This is a genomic window from Streptomyces sp. G-G2 (genome assembly GCF_030063135.1).
Lineage (GTDB): Bacteria > Actinomycetota > Actinomycetes > Streptomycetales > Streptomycetaceae > Streptomyces.
This window is the reverse complement of record NZ_JASISO010000025.1, coordinates 43,311-67,253: the sequence shown is the minus strand read 5'-3', so window position 1 is coordinate 67,253 and position 23,943 is coordinate 43,311. Positions and strand designations below refer to the sequence as shown.

General features: G+C 66.4%; 11 protein-coding genes and 1 pseudogene. All 12 read left to right on the top strand.

The annotated features are described in order from the left end of the window. The first annotated feature begins 192 nt into the window (after positions 1-192). The 12 genes and pseudogenes from QMF80_RS20680 (at position 193) to QMF80_RS20630 (ending at position 23,930) form a co-directional block, all read left to right on the top strand. Entirely contained in the window at positions 193-11,151 is a 10,959-nt protein-coding gene (locus QMF80_RS20680; RefSeq protein WP_283455451.1) for a LamG-like jellyroll fold domain-containing protein, read from the top strand. Continuing rightward, positions 11,151-11,405: a MafI family immunity protein gene (locus tag QMF80_RS20675; protein WP_283455449.1), complete on the top strand. Its 255-nt coding sequence runs from the start codon at positions 11,151-11,153 to the stop codon at positions 11,403-11,405. The genes QMF80_RS20680 and QMF80_RS20675 overlap by 1 nt, the downstream gene beginning before the upstream one ends. Positions 11,406-12,183: 778 nt before the next feature. Further along, the gene (locus tag QMF80_RS20670) at positions 12,184-13,827 is read left to right on the top strand and encodes a restriction endonuclease fold toxin-2 domain-containing protein (RefSeq protein WP_283455447.1); all 1,644 of its coding nucleotides are present in this window, start codon (positions 12,184-12,186) and stop codon (positions 13,825-13,827) included. Positions 13,828-13,842: 15 nt separating this feature from the next. Next, positions 13,843-14,208 (top strand): hypothetical protein, encoded by a 366-nt coding sequence (locus QMF80_RS20665; RefSeq protein WP_283455445.1) that lies wholly within the window; start codon positions 13,843-13,845, stop codon positions 14,206-14,208. Between the two features lie 586 nt (positions 14,209-14,794). Further along, the gene (locus QMF80_RS20660; protein WP_283455443.1) at positions 14,795-15,043 is read left to right on the top strand and encodes a transposase; all 249 of its coding nucleotides are present in this window, start codon (positions 14,795-14,797) and stop codon (positions 15,041-15,043) included. A gap of 44 nt (positions 15,044-15,087) precedes the next feature. Continuing rightward, positions 15,088-15,297, top strand: a complete 210-nt coding sequence (locus tag QMF80_RS38360; protein WP_502962890.1) for a hypothetical protein — start codon at positions 15,088-15,090, stop codon at positions 15,295-15,297. 542 nt (positions 15,298-15,839) lie between these two features. Next, positions 15,840-16,145: pseudogene (locus tag QMF80_RS20655) on the top strand (ISAzo13-like element transposase-related protein); the annotation flags it as partial. 288 nt (positions 16,146-16,433) lie between these two features. Further along, a complete protein-coding gene (locus QMF80_RS20650) occupies positions 16,434-16,925 on the top strand; it encodes a phage tail tube protein (RefSeq protein ID WP_283455441.1) in 492 nt (163 codons plus the stop codon). Between the two features lie 113 nt (positions 16,926-17,038). After that, positions 17,039-17,620 carry a hypothetical protein gene (locus tag QMF80_RS20645; protein WP_283455439.1) on the top strand — a complete coding sequence of 194 codons (582 nt, stop codon included), beginning with the start codon at positions 17,039-17,041 and terminating at the stop codon, positions 17,618-17,620. A gap of 32 nt (positions 17,621-17,652) precedes the next feature. Then, entirely contained in the window at positions 17,653-17,997 is a 345-nt protein-coding gene (locus QMF80_RS20640) for a hypothetical protein (protein ID WP_283455437.1), read from the top strand. A 93-nt stretch (positions 17,998-18,090) separates the two neighbouring features. Further along, entirely contained in the window at positions 18,091-23,040 is a 4,950-nt protein-coding gene (locus QMF80_RS20635) for a phage tail tape measure protein (RefSeq protein WP_283455435.1), read from the top strand. After that, positions 23,037-23,930 (top strand): phage tail family protein, encoded by an 894-nt coding sequence (locus QMF80_RS20630; protein WP_283455433.1) that lies wholly within the window; start codon positions 23,037-23,039, stop codon positions 23,928-23,930. Before QMF80_RS20635 ends, QMF80_RS20630 begins: the two co-directional genes overlap by 4 nt. Positions 23,931-23,943 lie beyond the last annotated feature (13 nt).

Below are 23,943 nucleotides of genomic sequence, written 5' to 3'. Positions count from 1 at the left end.
GTTTACACAAGATCTTCACGCTCTTACGTAAATCTTATCTACAGCTCTGGCGCTTCGACGAGCGCACCAGGGAGGGTCTGTTGGTTCACCTAAAGATCTTCCTCTGGAGTTTTCGTGCGTCCACGCCGTTTCCGCGGCTCCACCAAGCAGGCGCGAAGACTTCGCCGCCTGCGGCGCGTTACCGCTGTTGGGATGCTGTCAGCCACAGCCTTGTGGCTGAGCACCCAGACCGCGATGAATACCGGCGCGACCCTGCCGGCCGTCACCCTGCCCAAGCTGTCCTCCCTGGCCGACTGGATCACCTCGGATACACCGCCATCACCGCACTGGGGTGACCTGCCGAAGCAGCAGTCGGGCACTGCTGCCGGACGTGGGCACCAAGTGTCCGCGGCATCCACTCGAGCCGGAAAGGGGGCAGGTCAGGCCCCTGGGAAGGGGAAGGGCGAGCTGCCCGAATACGCCCCGTACGCGCGAAAGGTGACGGCGGGCCCCAGCGGTGACAAGTTGGGCTTCGACGCCCGGACCAGCAAGCGAAACGCAACGAAGTCGACGGCGACGTCGGACTACTTCGAGAACGCCGACGGCTCGTACACCCGCGACCTCACCCAGCTCCCCAAGAACTACCAGGACCCTTCCGGTACCTGGCAGCCCATCGACACGAGTGTTCATGATGGCGCGGACGGCAGGTTGCATCAGGCGGCCGGGGCCAGTGCGGTTGACTTCGCGCGGAGTGCCGCCGACACCTCCTTGGTTCACCTGGCTGTCGACAGTGGCCACACCATGTCGTACGGCTTGCAGGGCGCGGCGGCTGTCGCACCGGTGGTCTCGGGCTCGACGGCAACGTACAAGGGTGTGCTTCCCCAGACGGACCTCGTGCTGGAGCCGAGCACGGTGGGACTCAAGGAGGCGCTGGTCATCCACTCGCCGCAGGCCGGCAATGTGTGGACGTTCCCCCTGGATCTGAAGGGGCTCAGTGCGGTAGCGGGGAAGGACGGCGCCATCACTCTGGTGGAGGCCTCCGGCAAGACGCAGGGGGTGATCCCGCCTGCGTACGCCTATGACTCGAAGATCGACCGTACTTCCGGTGAGCGAGGGACGACTCACCAAGTGCGTTACGAGCTGAAGTCGTCTCAGGGCCGTACCGCCCTGGTCATGACGCTGGATCCGGCGTGGTTGCACGACGCCGGCCGTACCTTCCCGGTGACGGTCGACCCGTCTTACAACAATGTCCATGCTCTGACCACTTACGCGGAGACGGGGGCGGGCAACGACATCGACCACTCGATGGAGCTGACCACCAAGGTCGGTTCCTTCGACTCCGGTCCTCACTCGGCCATCTCCTTCATGCAGTTTCCCTACCTGGGGCTGGACGGCTCAAGGGCCAACGTGTCCGCGGCTTCGCTGACCCTCTTCGACGTGTGGTCCTCCACGTGCACGCCGGAGCGGTTTGACGTCGCTCCCATCACCCAGGCGTGGACACCGTCGAAGGTGACCTCCTACCCCGGGCTGACCTACGGCGCGTCCATCGGCAACCTCACCCCGAGCGTGCCCAACGGATGCGCCAACAGCGGCGGCGACCAGTCGAAGGGGGACTACCTGACGGTGCCCCTGTCCACGACTCCGTTCAACAACTGGGCCGCGGCGACCGGGGCGACCAACGATTACGGTCTGGCCGTCACGGCGTCGACGGCCGACAACCTGCACTGGAAGCAGTTCGCCTCTTACAACACCCTGCGCGGTCCCAGCCTGAAGCTGACGTATACCGGCGCGTTGCTGCCGCAGATCCTGTCGACCAGCCCGCCGAACAACTCGCCGGTGCAGACTCTGACACCACAGCTGAGTGCCAATGGGACGGTGGACAACAATGTCTCCGTCACCCCCAAGTTCGACTTCCAGATCTACGACACCTCGGGCAACAAGCTCGCCGATTCAGGGCTGATCACCAACAGCTACTACGACGTCCCGGCGGGCAAGCTCAAGTGGGGTCAGGCCTACTACTGGGAGGTGCAGTCCAATGACGGCACCAACTACTCGGCAGGACCCAACTGGCAACAGTTGACCACTCAGGTTCCGCAGCCGGTCATCGCCTCCGGGCTGTCGCAGAACACCGACCACCACGGGTTCAACCCGGCGATCGGCAACTACACGACCACAGCCACCGACGCGAACGTCTCCTCACCGGGGCCATCGCTCACGGTGACACGTGACTACAACTCGCGCGACTCACGGACGACCGGAGCATTCGGCACAGGCTGGTCCAGCCTGTTCGACGCGAAGGCCACCGAGCAGTACGACTCCGCCGGTGCGGTCGGCAGTGTCCAAGTGACGTATCCGGACGGTTCAGTGATCGGTTACGGCCGTAACTCCGACGGGTCCTTCACCGCACCGCAGGGCCGGTTCGCCACTTTCAAGAGCATCACCGGCGGATACTCGCTGACCGACAAGAATGCCACCACCTATGCCTTCACGCAGGCGCTGGGATCCGGAAGTTTCGCACTCGCCTCCATCACGGATGCCAATGGCCGTGCCCAGACCTTCAGCCTGACCTCCGGCAAGGTCACCACCGTCACCTCCGCGGCTTCCGGGCGGGCCCTGCACCTGACCTGGTCCACTCCTGCCGGCGCGTCCGGGGCGCACGTCGCGACGGTGGTCACCGACCCGGTCACCACGGCCAACCCGCTCACGTGGACCTACACGTACACCGGTGACCAGCTGGCGAAGGTCTGTCCGCCGACCAGCACCACGAACTGCACCCAGTACGGCTACACCGCCGGATCTCCGTACCAGAGCCAGGTCCTCGACCAGGGCGCCAGCTCCTTCTGGCCCCTGTCGGAGTCATCCGGTACCACAGCGGCCAGCACCGTCCTGTCCCAGCAGGGCGCCGATAACGGCACCTACAGCAACGTCACTTTGGGGCAGCCCGGCCTCGGGGCGGGCAGCCCGGCGACAGCAGCAGGCTTCAACGGGACGTCATCCTCAGTGCAGCTGCCCGACCTGCACGCCAGCAGCTCCACCGCCCAGACCGTCTCCTTGTGGTTCAAGACATCCACACAGGCGCCAGGGGTGCTGTTCTCCTACTCCGACATGGCCGTCAAGGCAACGGAGACCTCCGGGAACATCATTCCGGTCCTGTACGTGGGCACGGACGGAAAGCTCAACGGCACCCTCCGGGCCGGCACCGACATGAGCACCATCAAGACCAGCAGCGCCGTGACCGACGGCAAGTGGCACCACGTGGCGCTCGCCGGGTCGTGGACCGCGCAGACGATGTGGCTGGACGGCAACCAGGTCGGCACCGGCGCGGGCTACAGCGCGGATGGCGGCGGCAACATGGCGCCGTGGCAGTTCAACCACGTGTACGTGGGAACCGGCTACCTTGGTGATGCGTGGCCCGACCAGCCGCACCCGAACTCGAGCACGCTCTACGGCACGTACTTCAACGGTTCGATCGCGAACGTCTCGTTCTTCAACAAGCCCCTTTCGCAGGCGAGCGTCACCGCTCTACAGCAGGCCGGCACAAAGCAGACGAGCCTGCTGACCTCCGTCACGCGGCCTTCCGGCAAGGCGTACTCGGCAGTTACCTACAACGCGGCAACGGCTGCGGTCACCGGCGCCACCGATGAAAACGGTGGCTCCTGGACGATGTCGACGCCCACCGTCACCGGATCCAGCCAGATATACCGCGCTGCCGTCCTCGGCGCAGCGCCCGCCACCTACCACCGGCTCGGCGACGCCGCGGGCGCGTCGCAGGCCTACGACGAAATCCACTCCGGCCCCGCGACCTACAACGGCGTCACGCTCGGCGCCGCCGGACCGTTCGCCGACAACACGGCGGCTTCCTTCAACGGCACTTCGTCCTACATCCAGCTGCCCTCGACAGACCAGGTCGTCACACAGCCCGGTTCGGTCGACATGTGGTTCAAGATGCCTGCCGGAAACACCGCCGGCGGCGTCCTGTACGACCAGATGGCGCAATCCCTGACCGGCGGCAATCCCACCGGGGGTAACTGGACACCGGCCCTGTACGTGGGCACGGACGGAAAGCTGTACGGCAAGTTCTGGGACACCAACGGCACCGGCGGCATGATGACCTCGCCGGGGAAGATCAACGACGGCAAGTGGCATCACGTCATGCTCGCCGCCGGAGCCACCAGCGGCCAGGCCCTGTACCTGGACGGAACCAAGGCGGGCAGCACCACCGCCGCCCTGCTCACCAGTGTTGCGAACTACACCTACATCGGAGCAGGCGAAGCCGGTGGCAACTGGCCGAACCACCCGACAAACGAACTCGGATACTTCCCTGGTTCGATCGCCGAGGTCGCTTTCTACCGTACGCAGCTCACGGGTCAGGATGCCTCGGCGCACTTCAACGCCGGGCAGAACTCCACCGGTCTCGCACCGCTGCAGACCGCAAGCGTCACTGATCCTGGTGGCAAGGCGGTCAAATACCAGTACGACCTGTGGAACGGCAACCGCATGGTTGCCCAGATCGACGGGCTCGGCAACAAGACGTTCTACGGGTACGACACCGGCGGCTATCTGCACACCGTGACCGACCCGAACGGCAATGTGAGCACCGCAGGCCACGACGTACGGGGCAACGAGGTCTCCAAGACCACCTGCCAGAACCAGGCCGCCAACTCGTGCTCCACCACCTACACCACATACCTTCCGGACGACACCAGCGCACAGCTGACTCCCAGCCCGATCAACGACTTGGTCGACACCGTCCGCGACGGCCGGTCCGCTTCCGCGACCGACAACACCTATCTGACGTCATACTCCTATGACGCCCTGGGGAACCGTACGAAGGTCACGACCCCGCCAGTGGCGGGCTTCCCGTCCGGCCGGTCGACCCTCGTGTCCTACACCGACGGCACCACGAACCCCGCTGCCGACAGCGGGTTCGCCCCCAAAGGGCTGCCCTCCAAGACGGTTTCACCGGGCGGCGCGACCACCACGATCAGCTACTTCCGCAACGGTGACATCGCCTCGATGACCGATCCCAACGGGCTGGTCACAAAATTCACCTATGACAATCTCGGCCGTGTCCTGACCAATACGGCGATCTCGGACACCTTCCCTGCGGGCTTGGTCACCTCCTTCGGCTACGACGGAGAGTCCCGGGTCACGTCGCAGACCGACGCGAAGGCAACCAACCGGGTCACCGGGGCTGTTCACCAGCCGCAGACCACCACCGTCTTCGACGCGGACGGGCAGGTCCTGTCACAGACCGTCGCCGACCTCACCGGCGGCGACGCCTCGCGCACGGTGTCGACGATCTACAACGCGTACGACGAAGCCGCGACCACCACGGACGCGACCGGCGGCATCAAGAACTACACCTACGACGCCTACGGCAACCAGGCCACCGTCAAGGACGCCCTCGGAAACGTCACCGCGTACACCTACGACCCCAATGGCCATCAGCTCACCCAGACCCTCAAGGGCTACACCGGCGACCCGGTGAACCCGTCGGCGGCCCAGGACCTGGTGACCACCTCTCGCGCCTACGACCCGGCCGGCCGGCTGCAGTCCGTCACCGACGCGATGGGCAACTCCACCGCCTACACCTACACCGACAACAACCTGAGCGCGACCGTCACCCGCGTCGACTCCACCGGCACGAAAACCTTCGTCCAGCAGTCCAACAGCTACGACGCGGCCGGGAACGTTGTCCAGCAGGCGACCAACAACGGCGCAACCGTCACCAAGTCCACCCTGGACGCCGCCAGCAGGCCCACCTCCACCACCGTGGACCCGGACGGGGTAAACCGCACGACCACCGTGTCCTTCACCCCCGATGACAAGCCCGCCACCAGCACCCTCACCGATGCGAGCGGTGCCAGCCACACCACCAAAACGACGTTCGACCCGATGGGCAACGTAACGAGCCGCACGTTGCAAGAGGACGCGGCCGGACACCCGGCCGGATGGTGGCCGCTGAACCAAACGTCCGGCACGACCGCTACTGACGCCTCGGGCACAGGAAACACCGCCTCGAGCACCGGGCCGGTGTCCTGGACGGACGGAGCGGCAGCCTTCAACGGCACCACCGGCGGGATCTCCACCAACGGGCCGGTCCTCAACACAGCGGCGTCGTACACCGTCTCGGCCTGGGCCAACCTCGCGGACACCAGCAACTTCCGCACGATCGTTGCCCAGGGCGGCACCAACCACGGAGCGTTCTTCCTCCAGTACGCGCCGAACTTCGGCAAATGGATGTTCCAGTCTCCGAGTGCGGATGCGACCAGCGGCCTCACCTATGCCATGGCGACAGCTCCAACCGCCCCTGCACTGAACACCTGGACGCACCTCGTCGGTGTCTTCAACTCCGCCACCAGCACCATGAGCCTGTACGTCAACGGTGTCCTGGCGGGCACCGCGACGAACACCAGCCCCTGGAACGCAAACGGACCCCTGACCATCGGCAACGCCAAACTGGCCGGCGGCGGATACCTGTCCGGGAACACCCACAACGGCCAGATCGGCAATGTCCAGGCATACAGCCGGGCTCTCACAGCAGCGGACGTCGCCACCCTCTACGGCGCCGGCCGCTCCGGCGGCACGACCGCTTCCAGCACGGAGGCCACCAGCACCTGGAAGCTCGACCAGCGCGGTCTGCCCACGAGCATGACGGACCCCAACACCAACACCACCAACTACACCTACGACGAGGCCGGCCACCTCACCGTCACCAGCGCCCCGGCCGTCAACGCCGAACCCAACGGCGGCCCCGCAAGCTTGGTACACCCGACGGCCCTGGTCGGCTACGACACCTTCGGCGATCAGACCGAAACCCAGGACCCCAACGGAAACACCGTCACGACCGCCTACGACGCTTCGGGCCGAAAGGCCGGGCAGACCCTGCCCTCGTACACCCCCCCTGGCGGCGGTACGCCGATCACCGGTGCCAGCACGAGCCTGACATACGACAAGGCAGGCAATCTCACCAAGGTCACCGACCCTCTGACCCACACCACGTCCTACCTCTATGACCAACTGGGTGACACATCCCAGGTCACCGACGCCAACAACGGCGTCAGCCACACCCTGTTCGACCCGAACGGCCAGGCCCTCGCCGCCACCGACCCTGCCGGGATCCAGACCCAGGCCACGTACGACTACCTGGGCCGGAAGGTGACCAGCACCATTCTGGAGCGGTTCCCGGCGCCGTCCGCCATCACCACAACCAACTCCTACGCAGCGAGCGCCATCAACCCGGGCGGAGCCTTCCTGGCCTCCACCACAACCCACAACGGTGTCACCGCCTCCTACGGGTACGACAAGGTCGGCGAACAGACCCAGGTCACCGACGGCGCGGGAAACACCACCCGCTACACCTACGACCTCCAGGGCCGCAAGACCATAACGACCCTGCCCGACGGCACCAAGAGCAAGGTCACCCTCGACCAGCTCGGTGACCCGCTGACCATCCAGTCACTCGACACCGACGGCACCACCGTCCTCTCCAGTAAATCGGCGACCTATGACGCCATGGGCCGCACCATGTCCGCCACCGACGCCAACCAGCACACTGCCACCTTCACCCGTGACGCCACCGGACTGCTGACCGGCGAGGTGCAACCGGTCGACGCCACCCACTCGATCACCACGTCCTTCGGCTACGACGCCTCCGGGCAGCGCACCCGCTTCACCGACGGCCGCGGCAACAGCACCTACTCCACCTACAACGCGTGGAACCTGCCCGAATCAACCATCCAGCCGTCGGTGACCACATCGACCTACAGCTACACCACCGCTGCGGACTCCACCCAGACCACCACCTACGACGCCGCCGGACGCCCGGTCACCCAAACCTCACCGGGCGGCGTAAAGGTCACGGTCGGCTACGACAACCTCGGCAACATCACCTCGCGGGACGGCACCGGCGCCGAAGCCGCCACCGCCAGCCGCAGCTTCACCTACGACAAAGACAACCGTCTGCTCACCGCCAACACCGCGGCGATCGACACCACGCTCCGAGCCACAAACGAGACCCTCACCTACAACGACCGCAGCCAGCCACTCAGCGTGAGCGGCAGCGGCGGAACCAGCTCCTTCGCCTTCAACAACGACGGCCTGCCCACCGCCCGCACCGACGCCTCCGGCACCACGGCCTACACCTACGACAACGCCGACCGGCTCGCCACCATCACCGACGCGGCCACCACCACCAAACTCACCTACAGCTACAACACCCTCTCCCAGCCGAGCACGATTCAGTACGGCACGGGAAACACCCGCTCCTACACCTACGACCACCTGCACAGACTGACCGGCGACAGCCTCAAAACCAGCGCAGGCGCTTCCGTGGCCTCCATCGCCTACGGGTACGACGGCAACGACAACGAGACATCCAAGACGACCACCGGCCTGGCCGGAGCCGCCTCCAACACCTACACCTACGACTGGGCCAACCGCCTCACCTCCTGGAACAACGGCACCGCAACCACCGCATACGGCTACGACACCTCGGGCAACCGCATCCAGTCCGGCGCAAACGTGTACACCTACGATGCCCGCAACCAACTCACCGGCGACGGCATCAACACCTACACCTACTCGGCCCGCGGAACCGTCACCCGGAAAACCAGCGGCGCCACGCCGATCACGTCCAGTTCAGACGCCTTCGACCGTCAGGTCACCCAAGGCACCCAGACCTACCTCAGTGACGCCCTGGACCGCGTCATCACCAGCACTGCCGGCACTGGCGCCACCACCACCTTCGCCTACAGCGGCGCTGACAACAGCGTCGCCTCCGACGGCGTCAACACCTACACCCGCACCCCGGGCGGCTCCCTCCTGGGCATCGGCACCATCGCAGGCGGCCCCGCCACTTCCGCACTCGCCTACAACGACCAGCACGGTGACGTGGTCGGCAACTTCACTGCCGCGTCGCCCACCCTCTCCGCATCCCGGAGCTACGACCCACTGGGCAACCCCACCGCCACCACCAACACCCCCGCAGGCAGCCTTGGCTACCAGAGCGGATGGACCGACAACAGCACCGGCCAGGTGAACATGGCCGCCCGCTGGTACGACCCGGGCGTCGGACGGTTCATGAACAAGGACACCGTGTCCCTGGACCCGGCACCGAACTCCGTCGCGGCCAACCCGTTCGTCTACGTCGACGACAACCCCCTCAACCGCACCGACCCAAGCGGCCACAGCTGGTTCGGAGACGCCGCACACTGGGTCTCCAAGGAGTGGCACAGCACCGTCAAGGCGGCCACCGGCGCGTATCACACTGTCGCCAACTGGGCCTCCACCCAATTGAACAGCGCATACAACTGGGCTGCCAGCGCCTGGCACGCGACCGTTGACGCATACGACGACACCATGGCCTACCTCAATCGTCTCAAACGCCAGCTGGCCGATGCCTACCGACCCATCCGCGCAACCGTCACCCAAAAGTGGCACGAAACAACCGCATACGTCACCAGCCGAGCTCGCGAATCCGTCGCAGTCGTCACCACCACCTATCAGGCCGCAGCCGTAGCGGTGAATACCACTACCACCTTCTTCCAGAACCACGCCGCAGCCATCGCCTCCTTCGCAGCCAGCACCGCCGTCTTCCTCGGATGCGAGGTCGCCATCGGCGCAGCCACCGGCGGCGTCGGAGCCGTCGTAGGAGCCGCAGCATGCGGCGCACTCGCCGGCGAAGTCGGCGGAGCCATCGACCAGGGCTTCAAGTGCATGGACGGCCAAAGCGGAGCCTGCTCAGCGAAGGCCTTCGGCGGCGCGATCCTCCTCGGAGCCGTCGGCGGCGCCATCGGAGGAGCACTCGGAGGAGCACTCGGAGGCAAACTCGCCGAAGCCGCCATCGGCAAAATACTGCCCAAACTCGTCACCAACACCCTCGAAGGAGCCGCAGTAGGCGGCATATCCGGCGGCGCAACGGGCGCCGCCGACTACGGCCTCACCTGCTCCGACACCTCAGCAGGCTGCTCATGGTCGGGAGCCGCAAACGCCGCCATCAGCGGCGCGGAGGACGGCGCCATCGGCGGCGCCGCAGGCGGAATACTCTTCACCGGTGCAGCCGCAGCAAAGGGCCGGTCCTCCAAGGGCGCCGACGAAAGCGGACCTGTGGAGGAGGGCGCCGGCGGGAGCTGTCCGATCGAAGGGTCGGCGCCGCCGCACAGTTTCACCGGGTCCACCCCAGTACTGATGGCCGACGGCACGGCCAAACCGATCGATCAGGTCAAAGCGGGCGACGAAGTAGAGAACGCCGCACCTGGCAAGGACGATGCCCAGACCCACAAGGTCGACAAGGTCATCGTCACCACCACCGACCACGACTTCGTCGACCTGACCATCGTCCCCAACACTGAGAACGCCAGCACCCCTTCAACGCCGGATCAGTCGTCGAAGGCCCGGGTACTACACAGGGGCGCACTGGGGTTGGCGGCATCCGTGGCGGCCTTCGCCGCCGTTCTCGGAAGCTCCCCTGACGGAAACGCCAGCATCGTCGCTGCCGGCGCCAGCGACGTCACGACCCACGGCGCCACTCTCACCACGACCTACCACCACCCCTTCTACGACCAGACCCAGTCCTCCTTCGTAGACGCCCAGGACCTCCGTCCCGGCGACGTCCTTAGAACCCCCACCGGCACCGCCCAAGTCACGGTGGTGCGGCTTTACCATGCCAACACCACGACCTATGACCTGACCGTCGATGGCCTCCACACGTATTATGTGCTGGCAGGTGCGACTGCAGTTCTGGTCCACAACTGCGGAACTGCGCGCTTCACGGTCGACAGCACGGGTAGCGCCAGCGATGCGACCCTGCAGCCCTCACCCGGGCGCATCAACCTGGCGAGCGAACAGGCGACATCTCACATCCTCCGCGGCGGCCTAGGGAGGAACGGACAGTGGAGCGGCGGCCACATGGCGCCAGGTAACCCGGGCAAAACGGTCTTCCCGTCGAGCTGGTCCGCTGACGACATCATGGAACATGTGTCCGACATTGCGACTGACCCGAATTCACGCTGGGAAGGAGGCGGGCCTGGCGGCGCGTGGTTGACGCGGAGAGGAAATCCGGCAATGTTCAAGGTTTTTGGGGTGCGTGATGGAGTGTGCATCCGCGTGGCGATGGAACCAGCTGGCCGGGGAATTGTCTCCGCCTTCCCGGACCATGGAGCATGTTGATGATCAATGACAGGCTGCGAGAGCTGGCCGCCATGCTCTCCGGTCACGTTCCCGCTCCCGTGGTGGAAGATCTACTTACCTACATCCGTGTGGACGAGGCCGAGATCGGACTGCAGAGTCTTTGTGATGTGCTGTCCGATGAAGAGGAGTCGCTCACCTCGGCCGAGATCGAGCTGATTCACGAGCTCGGTGAGGCTCTCGGGCTGCCGCCGGATCGGATCGAGCAGGTCGATGAACTGAACATCGGAGAGTAAGGCTTCCGACTGCGTCCGTCGAATGCCGTCCACTGTCAGCAGTGGGCGGCTTCGGCTTTGCGGAGGCCGGAACGGGAGCGCTGGTAGAAGGGTGTATGGCTACCTGGGTGAGGCGCTCTTGCCTCTGTTGCCGTCGCAACAATCGGCGTACCGCCACCGCGACCGTCCCGGCTGCCTACGCCACCTCAATTACCGGCATCAACAGTGATAGCACCGACCCGCTATCGCCAGTGGCGGAACCGGTCACACTGCCTTCCGCCACTCCTTCTTCGACGAGATCCAAGCCGGGGAATCGGTCAGCGGCAGGATAACCTGCATTCGCTGTCCGAGGATTTCCTGCTGCTGGTGGAGCATCTCGCCGTCGAGCTCACTGCCTGTTTCGAACCCGGAGCTCCCCGGGCCCGGATGGTTTAACGCCCTGGGGCCTGTGGCGCAGTTGGACGGCGGACGAAGTCGCTGCGGTGCAGGGGCAGCTGAAGCGTGGCCGCCGGACCGGCCCCCGCGGCCACGGCGGCCGTCGTTTCGCTTCGGCGCCGCGGTCTTACGTGCGAAGGCACGGAGCTGCTGGCGGGCTGTGCGCCAGCGGATCCGCTGCCTGGCGGGCAGCATCGTCGGCCCGGCACCGCTCGCGCGCTGATTCAGAACGGTTCAAGATGCCTACCGGCCCATCCGAGCAAAAGTCACCCAGAGATGGCACGCCACAACCGCGGCTGTCACCAGCGGCATTCGCGACTCCGTTAAGGTCGTCACCACCACCTACCAGGCCGCTGCCGTAGCGGTGAACACCAGCACCACCTTCTTCCAGAACCACGCCGCGGCCATCGCCTCGTTCGCAGCCAGCACCGCCGTCTTCCTCGGATGCGAGGTCGCCATCGGCGCAGCCACCGGCGGCGTCGGAGCCGTCGTAGGAGCCGCAGCATGCGGCGCACTCGCCGGCGAAGTCGGCGGAGCCATCGACCAGGGCTTCAAGTGCATGGACGGCCAAAGCGGAGCCTGCTCAGCGAAGGCCTTCGGCGGCGCGATCCTCCTCGGAGCCGTCGGCGGTGCCATCGGAGGAGCACTCGGCGGAGCACTCGGAGGCAAACTCGCCGAAGCCGCCATCGGCAAAATACTGCCCAAACTCGTCACCAACACCCTCGAAGGAGCCGCAGTAGGCGGCATATCCGGAGGCGCAACGGGCGCCGCCGACTACGGCCTCACCTGCTCCGCCAGCTGCTCATGGTCAGGAGCTGCAAACGCCGCCATCAGCGGCGCGGAGGACGGCGCCATCGGAGGCGCGGCAGGCGGAATGCTCTTCACCGGTGCAGCCGCGGTAAAGGGCCGGTCCTCAAAGGGCGCCGACGAGAGCGGACCTGTGGAGGAGGGCGCCGGCGGGAGCTGTCCGATCGGAGGGTCGGCGCCGCACAGTTTCACCGGGTCCACCCCTGTACTGATGGCCGACGGCACGGCCAAGCCGATCGATCAGGTCAAAGCGGGCGACGAGATCAAGAACGCCGTGCCCGGCAAGGACGAGCCCCAGACCCACAAGGTCGACAAGGTCATCGTCACCACCACCGACCACGACTTCGTCGACCTGACCATCGCCCCCACCACCGAGAACACCAGCAGCCCTTCAACATCGCATCAGGCGTCGAAGGCCCGGACCCTGCACAAGGCCGCACTGGGGCTGGCCGCATCCGTGATGGCCTTCGCCACCGTTCTCGGAACCTCCCCTGACAGCAGCGCCAGCGCACTCGTTGCCGATGTCGGCGACGTCACCACCCATGGCAGCACCCTCACCACCACTTACCACCACCCCTTCTACGACCAGACACAGTCCTCCTTCGTAGATGCCCAGGACCTCCACCCCGGTGACGTCCTTCAGACCGCCACAGGCTCTGCGCAAGTCACCTCGGTCCGCCTGTACCACGCGAACGCCACCACGTACGACCTCACCATCAATAGCCTGCACACGTACTACGTCGTGGCGGGCGGCGTCCCGATCTTGGTACACAACATCAATACGGGGTGCCCGACTTCATACGCTTTGTCGCTGAAGACGGGGGCACCGAAGGGCAGCGGTGCAAACCAGGCGTATCAGATTCGAGTAGTTGGTTCGACTGAATACCATGCGACCGGTGGAGGCACGCAGGTCTGGGCGGATGGGCTTGATATCAACACCTCCCAACTCCTGGATGCAAAGCATGTAGGCAACGCTGGGCGCAGCCCCTTCGTGCCGGGCGGAAAGGTTCCAGACTTCATTCAGGCAAAAATTGACCTTAAGGTTGATGACGAGTTTTCTCGATATTCGGCAGTGATCAACGACCCCGGGAATCCCCTAGTTGGGCTTCATGTCATCACCAATGAGTCAGGAGCCGTGCCATACTTCACGGACCGAATGCAGCAGCATGGCATCCCTGGCTCCGTCTCTGTGGTGCCATAGGAAAGGAGCAGGTCAGTGACGTACCTAGTCATCTTTGAAGATCAGAGCCATGGCATTCAGCGGGCAGACCTGCTCGCAGCTTTGGAGCGAGACTGGCCGTCTGTTGCGATTCAACAGCGGCAGGGAGTCCAGGAGTCCAGGGACATCGTCTGGACTTTCACGGAGGCCGGTCAGGAACTCGAGGGTTACACTCACAGGGATGGAACCTGCATGTACCTCGACTCCTCTCTTGGATTGGCTGCTAGGTTCGTACTCTGGTTCAGAGGTCTCGTACCGACTGACATTGAGTTGTTCTTCTGCGATGACAGCTACACCTTCAATGGGAGTATTGATTCGGGAATGAGTTTGGAGGACGTGGCAGCGATTGCGCTTGAGGAGTGAGGTTGCTCCAGAGGGCGCAACCGCGCCGTAATATCCACTGAACCCGGCAAAATCGAGCGGCCCCATCGGATTTCTCTCCTGTGGGGCCGCTGCGATCTCTGACGGTAAGACTTGTCCCGCAACTGATCTTGAGGTTGATGTAGCTGCGGTCAGCGGCGAGGAGTCCCGCCTCTTCGTCCGCCGCCTGCCCTGCGCCCGGCCCGCGCAGCGCCGCGCGGACGCCTTCGGCATCCACCGCGTCGACTGCGGACTGCGACCTGTGCCCCGGCCCAGCATCCGCCGACGGTCCCGGCCGCTGCCCGGCGACACTCGCGGTCTCGGTGGCAGTCATCACCACCATCCGGCTTTGGACAAGCACGCTCAAGGGGCGAGCAAGCAAGCAGGGCCCGTACCTCGGGTTGCAGGAGGTGGATACGGACGCCGCCGAGCCTCTCCTTCAGGCCGGCGATCCGGTAGTTCGGTTCACGGGCGACGAGTTCCTCGCGCATCTGCAGCAGCAGGGGGTGCCAGCCCGCCCTGAGGTGATCCCTGTGGTGTGGACACGCCTGACAATGGATCTTGGTGATCCTGGAAGGTGTAGATCTACGTGGCAAGGCCCTCGAAATACAGTACGGAGTTCCGGTCCGACGCGGTCGCGTTGTGGCGGGCCTCGGCTGGCAGGCGGACGTATCGGGAAGTCGCGGCCGATCTGAACGTCAACCCCGAAACGCTGCGGACCTGGGTGCGTGATGCGGACGCACCGCCAGCCGCCTCGGATGCCGGTTTGACTTCTCTGAGGAGTGGGGCAACAACTCCGGAGGAGGGCAGCATTGGTGTGGCCGAGCTGGCCAGGTAGTTCACGCTGAGCACCGCGCCGCCAGAGCAGCTGGCGGCGCTCCGATGGCCGGCGACATCGCAATTCCTAATGATCCCTTTTGGGGAGCTAGCCTTGTTCCCGAGGGACGGCTAGTCAGAATAACGGGAACCCGGCCACCTTGCGGTACCTGCCAACGCCAGATGAGGCTCTCCGCCGAGGATACAGCATCGACATTCGAATACCTTTGGCCCGACGGAAACGGCGGAATGCATATTTGGTCAACGGATAACTGAGACTAACGCCTTCCGCAGCTAACAGAACGCCGTTGATAATGGACCTATGCCTCTCTGGTGCCACGCCAGGGAGGCATAGGTCTCCTCATGTCATGACCTCTAATTCATGAAATCCCCCACCTGTCAACTGATGAGCGATCTCCGGCGGCGGCCAAATTCCAGCCCAGCTCGGCGGCCTGACTGATGCCCCTAACGGTATGATCGCTCACATGACAGCCTCAGGAGACGCTACGTGGTGCGGCATTTGCTGTAAGTCGCTACTGGTAGGACATACCCATCATTCAGGTAAGCACCTGCCAGCAGAAGAAGGCAGGCGACTCACTTACACGGTGGTGGAGATTCGTGGGGCAATTGCCCTATGTCAAGAACTTGACGATAATTCCCAGACGTTTAAAACGGGGGCCGACGTTTTGGCTCAGCAGCTGGGAATCGGGGAAAGTGGGCTGCTTGGTCGTAACTACAGCTGCTTGGTCAAGCCAGCCGAGTACGGTGTGATTCGGAGCGAATTCCGCCTGGCCTGATCGCTCTCTCCCATGCTTTAGCGATTATTGATGGCTGCCGAGGCTCGCGTCCTGGGGCACGGCGACGTTCGGACTGCCGCACGGGCGGCCGGGCTGAGTGAGACGACGGTCCGCAAGGGTGTGTTCGAGCTGGAAGCTGGCGAGGAGCTCTCGGGCCGGGTCCGGCGTCCGGGCGGAGGCCGCAAGCGGCTCGCGGATCTCGATCGGGGGCTGCGGCTGGTTTTGCTCGCGCTGGTCGAGCCGGATGTACAGGGTGATCCGATGTCACTGCTGCTATGGACGCTGAAGTCGACCCGCGCAGTCGCGAGGGAACTGACTGGGGCCGGATAGCGAGTCAGTCTGCGGGCATCCTTCCGGATCCTCCTCAGGGCCTCGCCTGAGATGCGTGACGTCGTCCTCACCGTGCCAACCGAGGCTACGCCTGGGCGACAGTATGTTGATCTACGTGTACTAGGCTCGTCCAGCCTTAGCCGGACGCCACGCCTTGCTCCCTCACCGCGGAGGTCCAACGCGGACGCCCAACCCGACATCGGGATGGGCCGGTTCCCCGGCAGTCGTCGAGGGACGGGGCCTCGCTCGTTGTCTGGCTGCCGTCCCGGAATCGGACACCAGATCTTGCAGATCCAGAAATACTCGCGGCGCGGCGTCACGCGCATTCTGTGGCTTAAGGCGGTCAAGGACCCTGGCCACGTTCCTACGCGGGCGGAGCTGACCGCCGGCACTGACCTCACCGATGCGATCGCGGCGATCGACGGCTGGTCGCTGTCGAACCAGGCCATCGAAACCCCCGATCTCGGCAGCACCTTCGAGTCGAAGATCCCGGGCACGGACCAGGCGGATGACTCCTCCCTCGGGTTCTACGAGGACAAGGTGGCCGACGAGATCGAGCAGCTCCTCACGAAGGACGCAACGGGCTGGGTGGTGATCCTCCGCAAGGGCGATGTGCCCGCCAGCCGCTCGATGGATGTCTTCCCCGTGCGGATCGGCTCCCGGTCGCCGCAGTACAGCGTCGACAACGAGGCCGCCAAATTCACGGTGGCGTTCTCGATCACGGAGAAGCCGCTCCAGGACGCCCCGGTGCCGCCCGCCGCACCGAAGACCCCGTAACCCACTCTCCCCCAACCCCGGCCGGGCCTATCTCCGTCCAGGCGCCCCTTCCTTGTCGGCGTGCGCCCGACGCGGGCCCGGCTGGCTCCCACCCCTTTCACGTTGGAGTCACCATGCCCGGCACCACCACATCCTCGAACCCGCCCGCGAAGGCCGTTGCCCGCGATTCCCCCTGGGCCAGAAAGCTCGCCCGACTCCGTGCCCGGCAGCTCCCAGAGCAGGTTCTCCAACTGTGCGACGACCTGGCCGCGCAGAAGCGCCTTGACCAGGCGAAGCTGAACGCCGCCCGCCTGCGGATGGCCGAGGCGGAGACCGGCAGCGAGCCCGCCGAGCTGGAGGCGGCGCAGGCTGAGCTGGAGGCGGCGCAGGCCGCATTCGATGAGGTATCCGTGCAGCTCACGTTCAGGGCGCTGCCGCGGCCAGTCCTCGACGGGCTGATCCGGCAGAACCCTCCGACGGAGGAGCAGGCGGAAAGCGGCGATGCCTGGAACCCGGAGAGCTTCCCGCCGGCGTTGCTGTCCGCCGCGCACATCGAGCGTGACGAGGACGGCCAGATGGTGGAGGGCATGACGGCGCAGGACGCGCAGGATCTTCTGGACAGCTGGCCGATCGCGGAGTCGAACGCACTCTTCGCCGCGGCGTGGCAGGCGCAGCAGATCAACAGGTCGACGGTCACGGAGCTGGGAAAAGGCTGATCGCTGACGGTCAGCTCCGGGCGGAGCTGGAGGTGTGCGACCGGTACCGGATCTCGCACTCCTTCTTCCTCGGCGCCGGGGATGGCCGCTGGTCGGAGAGCGACCGAGTCAAGGCGCTCGCCTACGAGGCGTACCGGCGCAGCGTGTGCGAGCAGTGCGGCACACGCGGGGCGGAGTGGGATGAGGATGCGGGCGGTGACCGGCACGCGTACGTAAGCACGACGGTCCGGTGCGTGGGCTGCGAGCTGATCGCCACTGAGCAGCAGCAGGTACCGGACGGGCCGGACGGGTTCGGCGTACGGATCGGGCTGATTCCCCGCGCTGCTGCGGAAGCGCAGGCCGGGGACCGTGCGGCGGGCGGCACTACGGTGGACTGAGTTGGACGTGCGGGCCGTCAGCGGCCCGCATACGCCGCTTGGGGGCGGTGGGGCGCACGAGGTAGGCGCGCGGGGAGTAAGGGCACCGGCCAGGTGTCGAGCTACACGCTCAGCGTGCAGATGCGCGCCGACGCGGCGCAACTGCTGTCCAGCATCCGGGGCGCCTCCGGCGCGCTCCGCTCCCTCGGCCGTGATGTCGACTCGCTACACCGCACGCTGGGCCGTGTCGGCTCCGGCTCGGCAGGCCTGCGCGGGATCTCCACCGACGCCGACGGCGCCCGGCGTTCTCTTCGGCAAGCCGGTTCGGATGGCGATGCGTCGATGCGCCAGCTGCGGCGCGGTCTCATCGGCGCCGGGCAGGAAGCGCACCACCTGCGGAACCTGCTGGCCGGCGGCGGCATCGTCGCCGGTCTCGCGGAGATCGCCCGAGAGGGCAACGAGTATCAGCGCGCCGTCCAGAAATGGGGCGCGGTCACGGGCGCCTCCGGCCAGGAGATGGTGATGGCGGCCGCCAAGGCCCGTGAGCTTGGCTCCGACCTGAAGATCCCAGGCACGTCGGCCTCGAAGGCCGCGGACGCCATGCTCGAACTCGCGAAGGCGGGCCAGACATCCACCTCGTCGATCGCGAACGCGCGGGCGGCCATGCAGCTCGCGGCGGCCGACAACCTCTCCGCGGCCGATGCTGCCCGCTATCTCGGCGACGTCATGGACCAGTTCGGGCTGAGCTCGAACAATGCGGGCCGGGCAGCCGATGTCCTCGCGGCCGGCGCGAACGCGGCCTCTGGTGGCCTCCAGGACATCTATTACGCGATGTCCTACACGGGCCCGGTCGCCGCCCAGCTGGGCATTTCGCTGGAGGACACGGCCGCATCCGTGGCGATGCTGGCCCGGTCGGGCATCCTCGGCTCCAAAGCAGGAACGTCACTGCGGGGCATCTTCACGAACCTGGCCGCGCCGACGAAGCGGATGAAGGAAGGCCTGGCCGAGCTCGGCATCGAGGCGTGGGACACGCAGGGCAACTTCAAGGGCCTGCGTACCGTCGTCGAAGGCTTCGAGAAGGCACAGCACCGCCTGAGTCAGCAGGACTTCACGGCCTCTCTGTCGAAGGTCGTCGGGAAGCCTGCGCTCGCCGGAGCGATGGCCCTCGCCCATCAGGGTGTCGAGTCGTTCGACCAGATGCGGACGGCGATCGGCCGTACCGGTGCGGCCGGTGAGATCGCCGCCTCCCAGACGAAGGGCCTCGCCGGTGCACTCAACCAGCTGAAGAGTCAGGCGAAGAACTCCGGGCAGGTCCTGTACACGGCGGCCGCGCCCGGCCTGGAGAAGCTCACCCGCCTCACCACGAAGATGCTGGGCGCCGGAACCCCCGCCATCGCCGGAGCCCTGGACTACCTCCACGACCTGTACACCTTGGCGAAGCCGTCCGCGTCGGCTGCCGCAGCCAAGGGGCTGGGCGAGCTGTGGGGTGCGATCAGTAGGCTCGGCGGTCCCGCGAAGGACCTTGCTTTCGATGCTGCCGCCGCAGGCTTGAACGTTCTGGTCAACGTCGGCCGGGCCGGCATCGACATCTTCAACAACCTGGTGGACGGGCTCCGTCCCGTCGCGGACGCCATGGCCGAAGTCACCGATGAGAGCGGGGCCGGGTCGACGGCCCTGGACATCATCGTTACCGCGTTCAACCTGGCGACCACCGCCGCCTCCGGCCTGTCTGGGGCCTTGGTGCCGATCGGCGCGGCGGTGGGCTGGTTGGTGCGCGGCTTCTCCGCGCTGCCGGGACCCGTACAGACCGCGATCGTCGCCATGATGCTGGCCCGCCGTGTCGCACCGATGATGCAGAGCCTCGGTCAGACCGTCTCGGGCCCAGTTGTGGGCGCCTACCGGTCCTGGGGCGACCAGATGCGTGTGCAGGCCAGCCTGGCCGCCGCGCAGGGGCAGTCCGTGGGCCGCATCGGGCAGGCACTCGCCGTCCTCCAGACCCGCATCCCGATCGTCGGGCAGATGTCGGCCGCCTTCCGGTCCGCAGAGGGACCGGCCTCCGGCCTGGCCCGCTCCATCGGCGTCGGACTCGGTGGGGCCGCCCGCGGCCTGATGGGGGCGCTCGGCGGGCCGTGGGGAGTAACGATCGCCGCCGCTGGTGTCGGTCTGTCGATGCTCGCCGCCCACCAGCAGAAGGCAGCACAGGCGGCAGCCGAGCACCAGTCCCGCATCAGCAGCCTCGCCCAGGCCCTGCGCGACTCCAACGGTGCGATCAACGAAAGCGTGCGCGGCGCAGCAGCTCAGGCCGTGATGGACGCGAAGGTCTTCGACGGGAAAGCCCGCCTGGCCGACGTGATGTCGAAGGCCGGGGTGAACGCCCGACAGCTCACCGACGCCTACCTCGGGCAGGACGGCGGCCTCAACGCCCTCCAGAAGCGGCTGAAGGAAACTGCGGACGCCAACAAGGAAATGATCGTCACCAGCGGAGGCGCGGTCAGGGACTACACGACCCAGGGATTCGCCTACAAGAAGGCAGCCGACGCGATCGGCTCGGTCAAGGGCGAGATGTCCCAGGCCGTGAATGACGCAAAGGACCTTGCCGACGCCACCGGGTCCGGCGCGAAGTCCGCTGCCGACTCGGTCGGTCCGTTCGGGCGGTTCTCCGACGCGATGCGCCGCTTGTCGGACTCCACCGCTGATGCGGACACCCGGGCCCGTGCACTGCACGACGCGCTGAACATCCTCGCTGGCGGATCGGTGAACCTGTCGGCGGCCGAGGCCCGGCTGAACCGGCAGATCTCTGACGCGAACGAGGCGTTCAAGGGTGGCGTGGACCAAGCCCAGGGGTACGGCAAGGTTCTGCTGAACATGGACGGGTCGCTGTCCACGGTCACCCGCAACGGGCAGAAGCTTTTCGATGTCCTGCAAGGCCTGTCCACGAACAGTGCGGACGCCGCCTTGGCCGCCTACCAGTTCGCGGAGGCCAACGGGAAGACCGTCCCGGAGGCGTTGCAGGCGGCGCAGAAGCAGATGCAGTCCGCCCGCGACTCCGCAATCTCTACCGCTGAGGGCTTCGGGCTGACCGCCGAGCAGGCGGGGAAGCTCGCCGATGCGGCAGGTCTGGTGCCCGAGCGGGTGTCGATCCTCCTCCAGACCGCCGGCATGGATGCGGCGATGTCGGAGCTGATCGCCGTACAGCAGGCGCTGAAGGCGACACCCGACCACAAGACGGTGACGATCGCGACGCTCTCGAACGAGGCCCGCGAGAATCTGAAGAAGCTTGGCTTCACGATCACCGACCTGAAGGACCGGCGGGTGCAGGTGACCGCGCCGACGGACCTGGCGCGCACCGACCTGGACGCGTTGATCTCCAAGATCAGTCAGACGCCCGGCGCGAAGCACGTCTCCGTGTCCTCGTCGACGGCGGAGACGATCGCAAGCCTTGAGAACGTCAAGACGGCGATCGCGGGCGTTCCCGGCGGCAAGTCCGTCATTGTGAGCGCGCCGACCGAGACGGCCCGGCAGGAGCTGGTGAACCTCGGGTTCTCCATCGAAGCGGTGCCGGGCACCAAAAACGTGTCGGTGACCGTGCCGACCGGGTCCGCGACGGGCGGGGCCGCCACCATCCAGGGCGCCATCAACTCGATCTATGGGCGCACTGTGACGGTGACCACCGTCCACAACGACATCTGGAGGACGTCGAGGCAGCCGGGCCCGTACGCGGACGGCTACCAGTTCGCGAGCGGCGGCATCCTCACGTACGCCTCGGGCGGTGTCCGGGAGAACCATGTCGCGCAGATCGCGCGCGGCGGCGAGTGGCGGGTGTGGGCAGAAGACGAAACCCAAGGTGAGGCGTACATCCCCTTCGCTTCGGGCAAACGGGCCCGGTCCAAGGCGATCCTGGACCAGGTGGCACGCCGCTTCGGCGGCGAGGTCACCTACAACGCGTCCGGTGGGCTGTCCGACTGGTCGTACCAGGCTCTCGGCGGTTCCGGGTTCTCCGTCAGCGATGTCGTCTCCAAGTCGAAGAAGAAGCAGGGCGACAAGGAAGTCTTCGACCTCGGCCTGTTCGAGTCGAACCTGCGCAGCTCGGTGTCCACAGCGCAGGCCTGGCGGTCCAACCTGACCACCGTCGCCCAGCGGGCCGGCACGGACGTGGCCAAGGCCTTGGAGGACATGGGCGACGACGGCGTTGAGCTGACGCGGAAGATGGCCACCGGCTCGACCCGGTACGTGCAGGACATGGCAGACCAGCTCAAGAAGCTGTCCGCATCCGCCCGCGCCAGCTTGGCCGACTACACGGCGCAGCTCCAGAACGCGGTGAAAGACAACTCCGCGTTCCAGAGCGCGCTGACGCAGCTGGCGACGAACGGGTTCGGTGCGCTCGCGGAGCGCCTGGCGAAGCAGAACGACTCGAGCGCGGAGGCCCTCGCCCAGGAAGCGGTACGCGACCGCGGCAAGGCGGAGAAGGCGAACGCTGCCGCGCAGGCGGCGGGCAAGTCTCTCGACGGGGAGCAGCTGACCGACCTGGTGAAGCTGATCGGCGCACTCGGCGCCGGCCGCGGTATCCACGACGTCGCCGACCTGACAGGGCTGGGTGAGGACCGACTGATCGAGGTCGCCAACCTCGCGGCGGCCCAGCTGCGGGGTACCGGAGCACAGGGCGAGCGGTTCCTCTCGGACCTGGTGAAGGCGAACCGTGGCCTGGCCTACGCGAACGGCGGTATCTGGGAGCCGGGCGTGTACGGCGGCGCCGGGGCTGCGAAGGGCCTCATCAAGTTTGCCGAGCCCGAGACCGGAGGCGAGTCGTACATCCCGCATGCGGCAGCGAAGCGGGGCAGAGCCACGGCCGTACTCGGAGCGACGGCAGGAAAGTTCGGCTACGGGCTGGTGCCCCGCACCCTCGTGGATGCCGGGAGCGGCCGTCCACAGATCGTGGTGGTGCAGCAGTCCCCCGCGATCGGCACGCAGACCATCAACGTGGCGAACAGCCCGGCGTCCGCGAACGACATCGCCGCGTCCATGGCCTACCAGCTGCGCCGGGCGCAGCGCGGAGGTCTGCGGTGACCATCGTGCTGAAGGACTTCCAGGTGGAGTTGGGCGGTGTCGTCATCGGGCACGGGACGCGGGTGCCGATGGCGGAAATCGAGGGCCTGGGCCGGGCCCCGGTGCGCGGGGACGTCGTGCCCCGTCCGGGTGCGGACGGGGCGTGGGCGGGCACCGACTGGTACGAGGCGCGGACGATCCGTATCGACTGCGGCATCCGGACGCCCGGAGATCCGGCGGCCGGTGTTGCCATCCTCTCCGACCTGCAAGAACTCGCGGACGCTCCCGAGGCGCGTACGACGCCGGGCGCGGTCATGCCGCTGCGGATCCAGTGGCCCGGCCGTGAGACCCGGGTCCTGTTCGGACGGCTGCGGCGGGTGGACCCGTCGTGGGAGAACGCCGCCGTCGGCTGGATCCCCTTGGATATCGAGTTCGTCGCCGTCGATCCCCGGTTCTACGCAGACAGCACGTCCGCGCTGACGCTGTCGCTGTCCGCGAAGGGCCTCGGCGGGTTGAAGGCCCCCCTGGTTGCACCGTTGAACACGGGGGTCTCCCTACCGGACGAGCGGCGCGGCTGGGTCCGAAACGGCGGCACCCTCGCGGCTTGGCCGTCGCTGCGGATCACCGGGCCGTGTATCGACCCCCGCATCTACATGCCGAAGACGGGCCAGCTCCTCCAGCTGTCCGTCTCGCTGACCACCGGCGAGTACATCGAGATTGAGACACGGCCCGGGACGCGGTGGGCGCTGCGCAACGGCGCCGAGAACGTGGCTGCCGGCATGTCAACGGACTCCCGGCTGGACCGCTTCCAGATCCCTGTGGGGTCCACCGAGCTGTGGTGGACAGCCCGCGGCTACTCCTCCGCCTCCCGCTTGTCGGTGACCTGGCGGGCCGCCTTCAAATCCCTGTAACCCCCTCCCCAAG

What these genes read in the sequence shown, in the direction of transcription:
- QMF80_RS20645 (WP_283455439.1), top strand. Translation starts at nt 17,039, where the DNA reads ATGCCCGGCACCACCACATCCTCGAACCCGCCCGCGAAGGCCGTTGCC.
- QMF80_RS20675 (WP_283455449.1), top strand. Translation starts at nt 11,151, where the DNA reads ATGATCAATGACAGGCTGCGAGAGCTGGCCGCCATGCTCTCCGGTCAC.
- QMF80_RS38360 (WP_502962890.1), top strand. Translation starts at nt 15,088, where the DNA reads ATGGCCGGCGACATCGCAATTCCTAATGATCCCTTTTGGGGAGCTAGC.
- QMF80_RS20680 (WP_283455451.1), top strand. Translation starts at nt 193, where the DNA reads ATGCTGTCAGCCACAGCCTTGTGGCTGAGCACCCAGACCGCGATGAAT.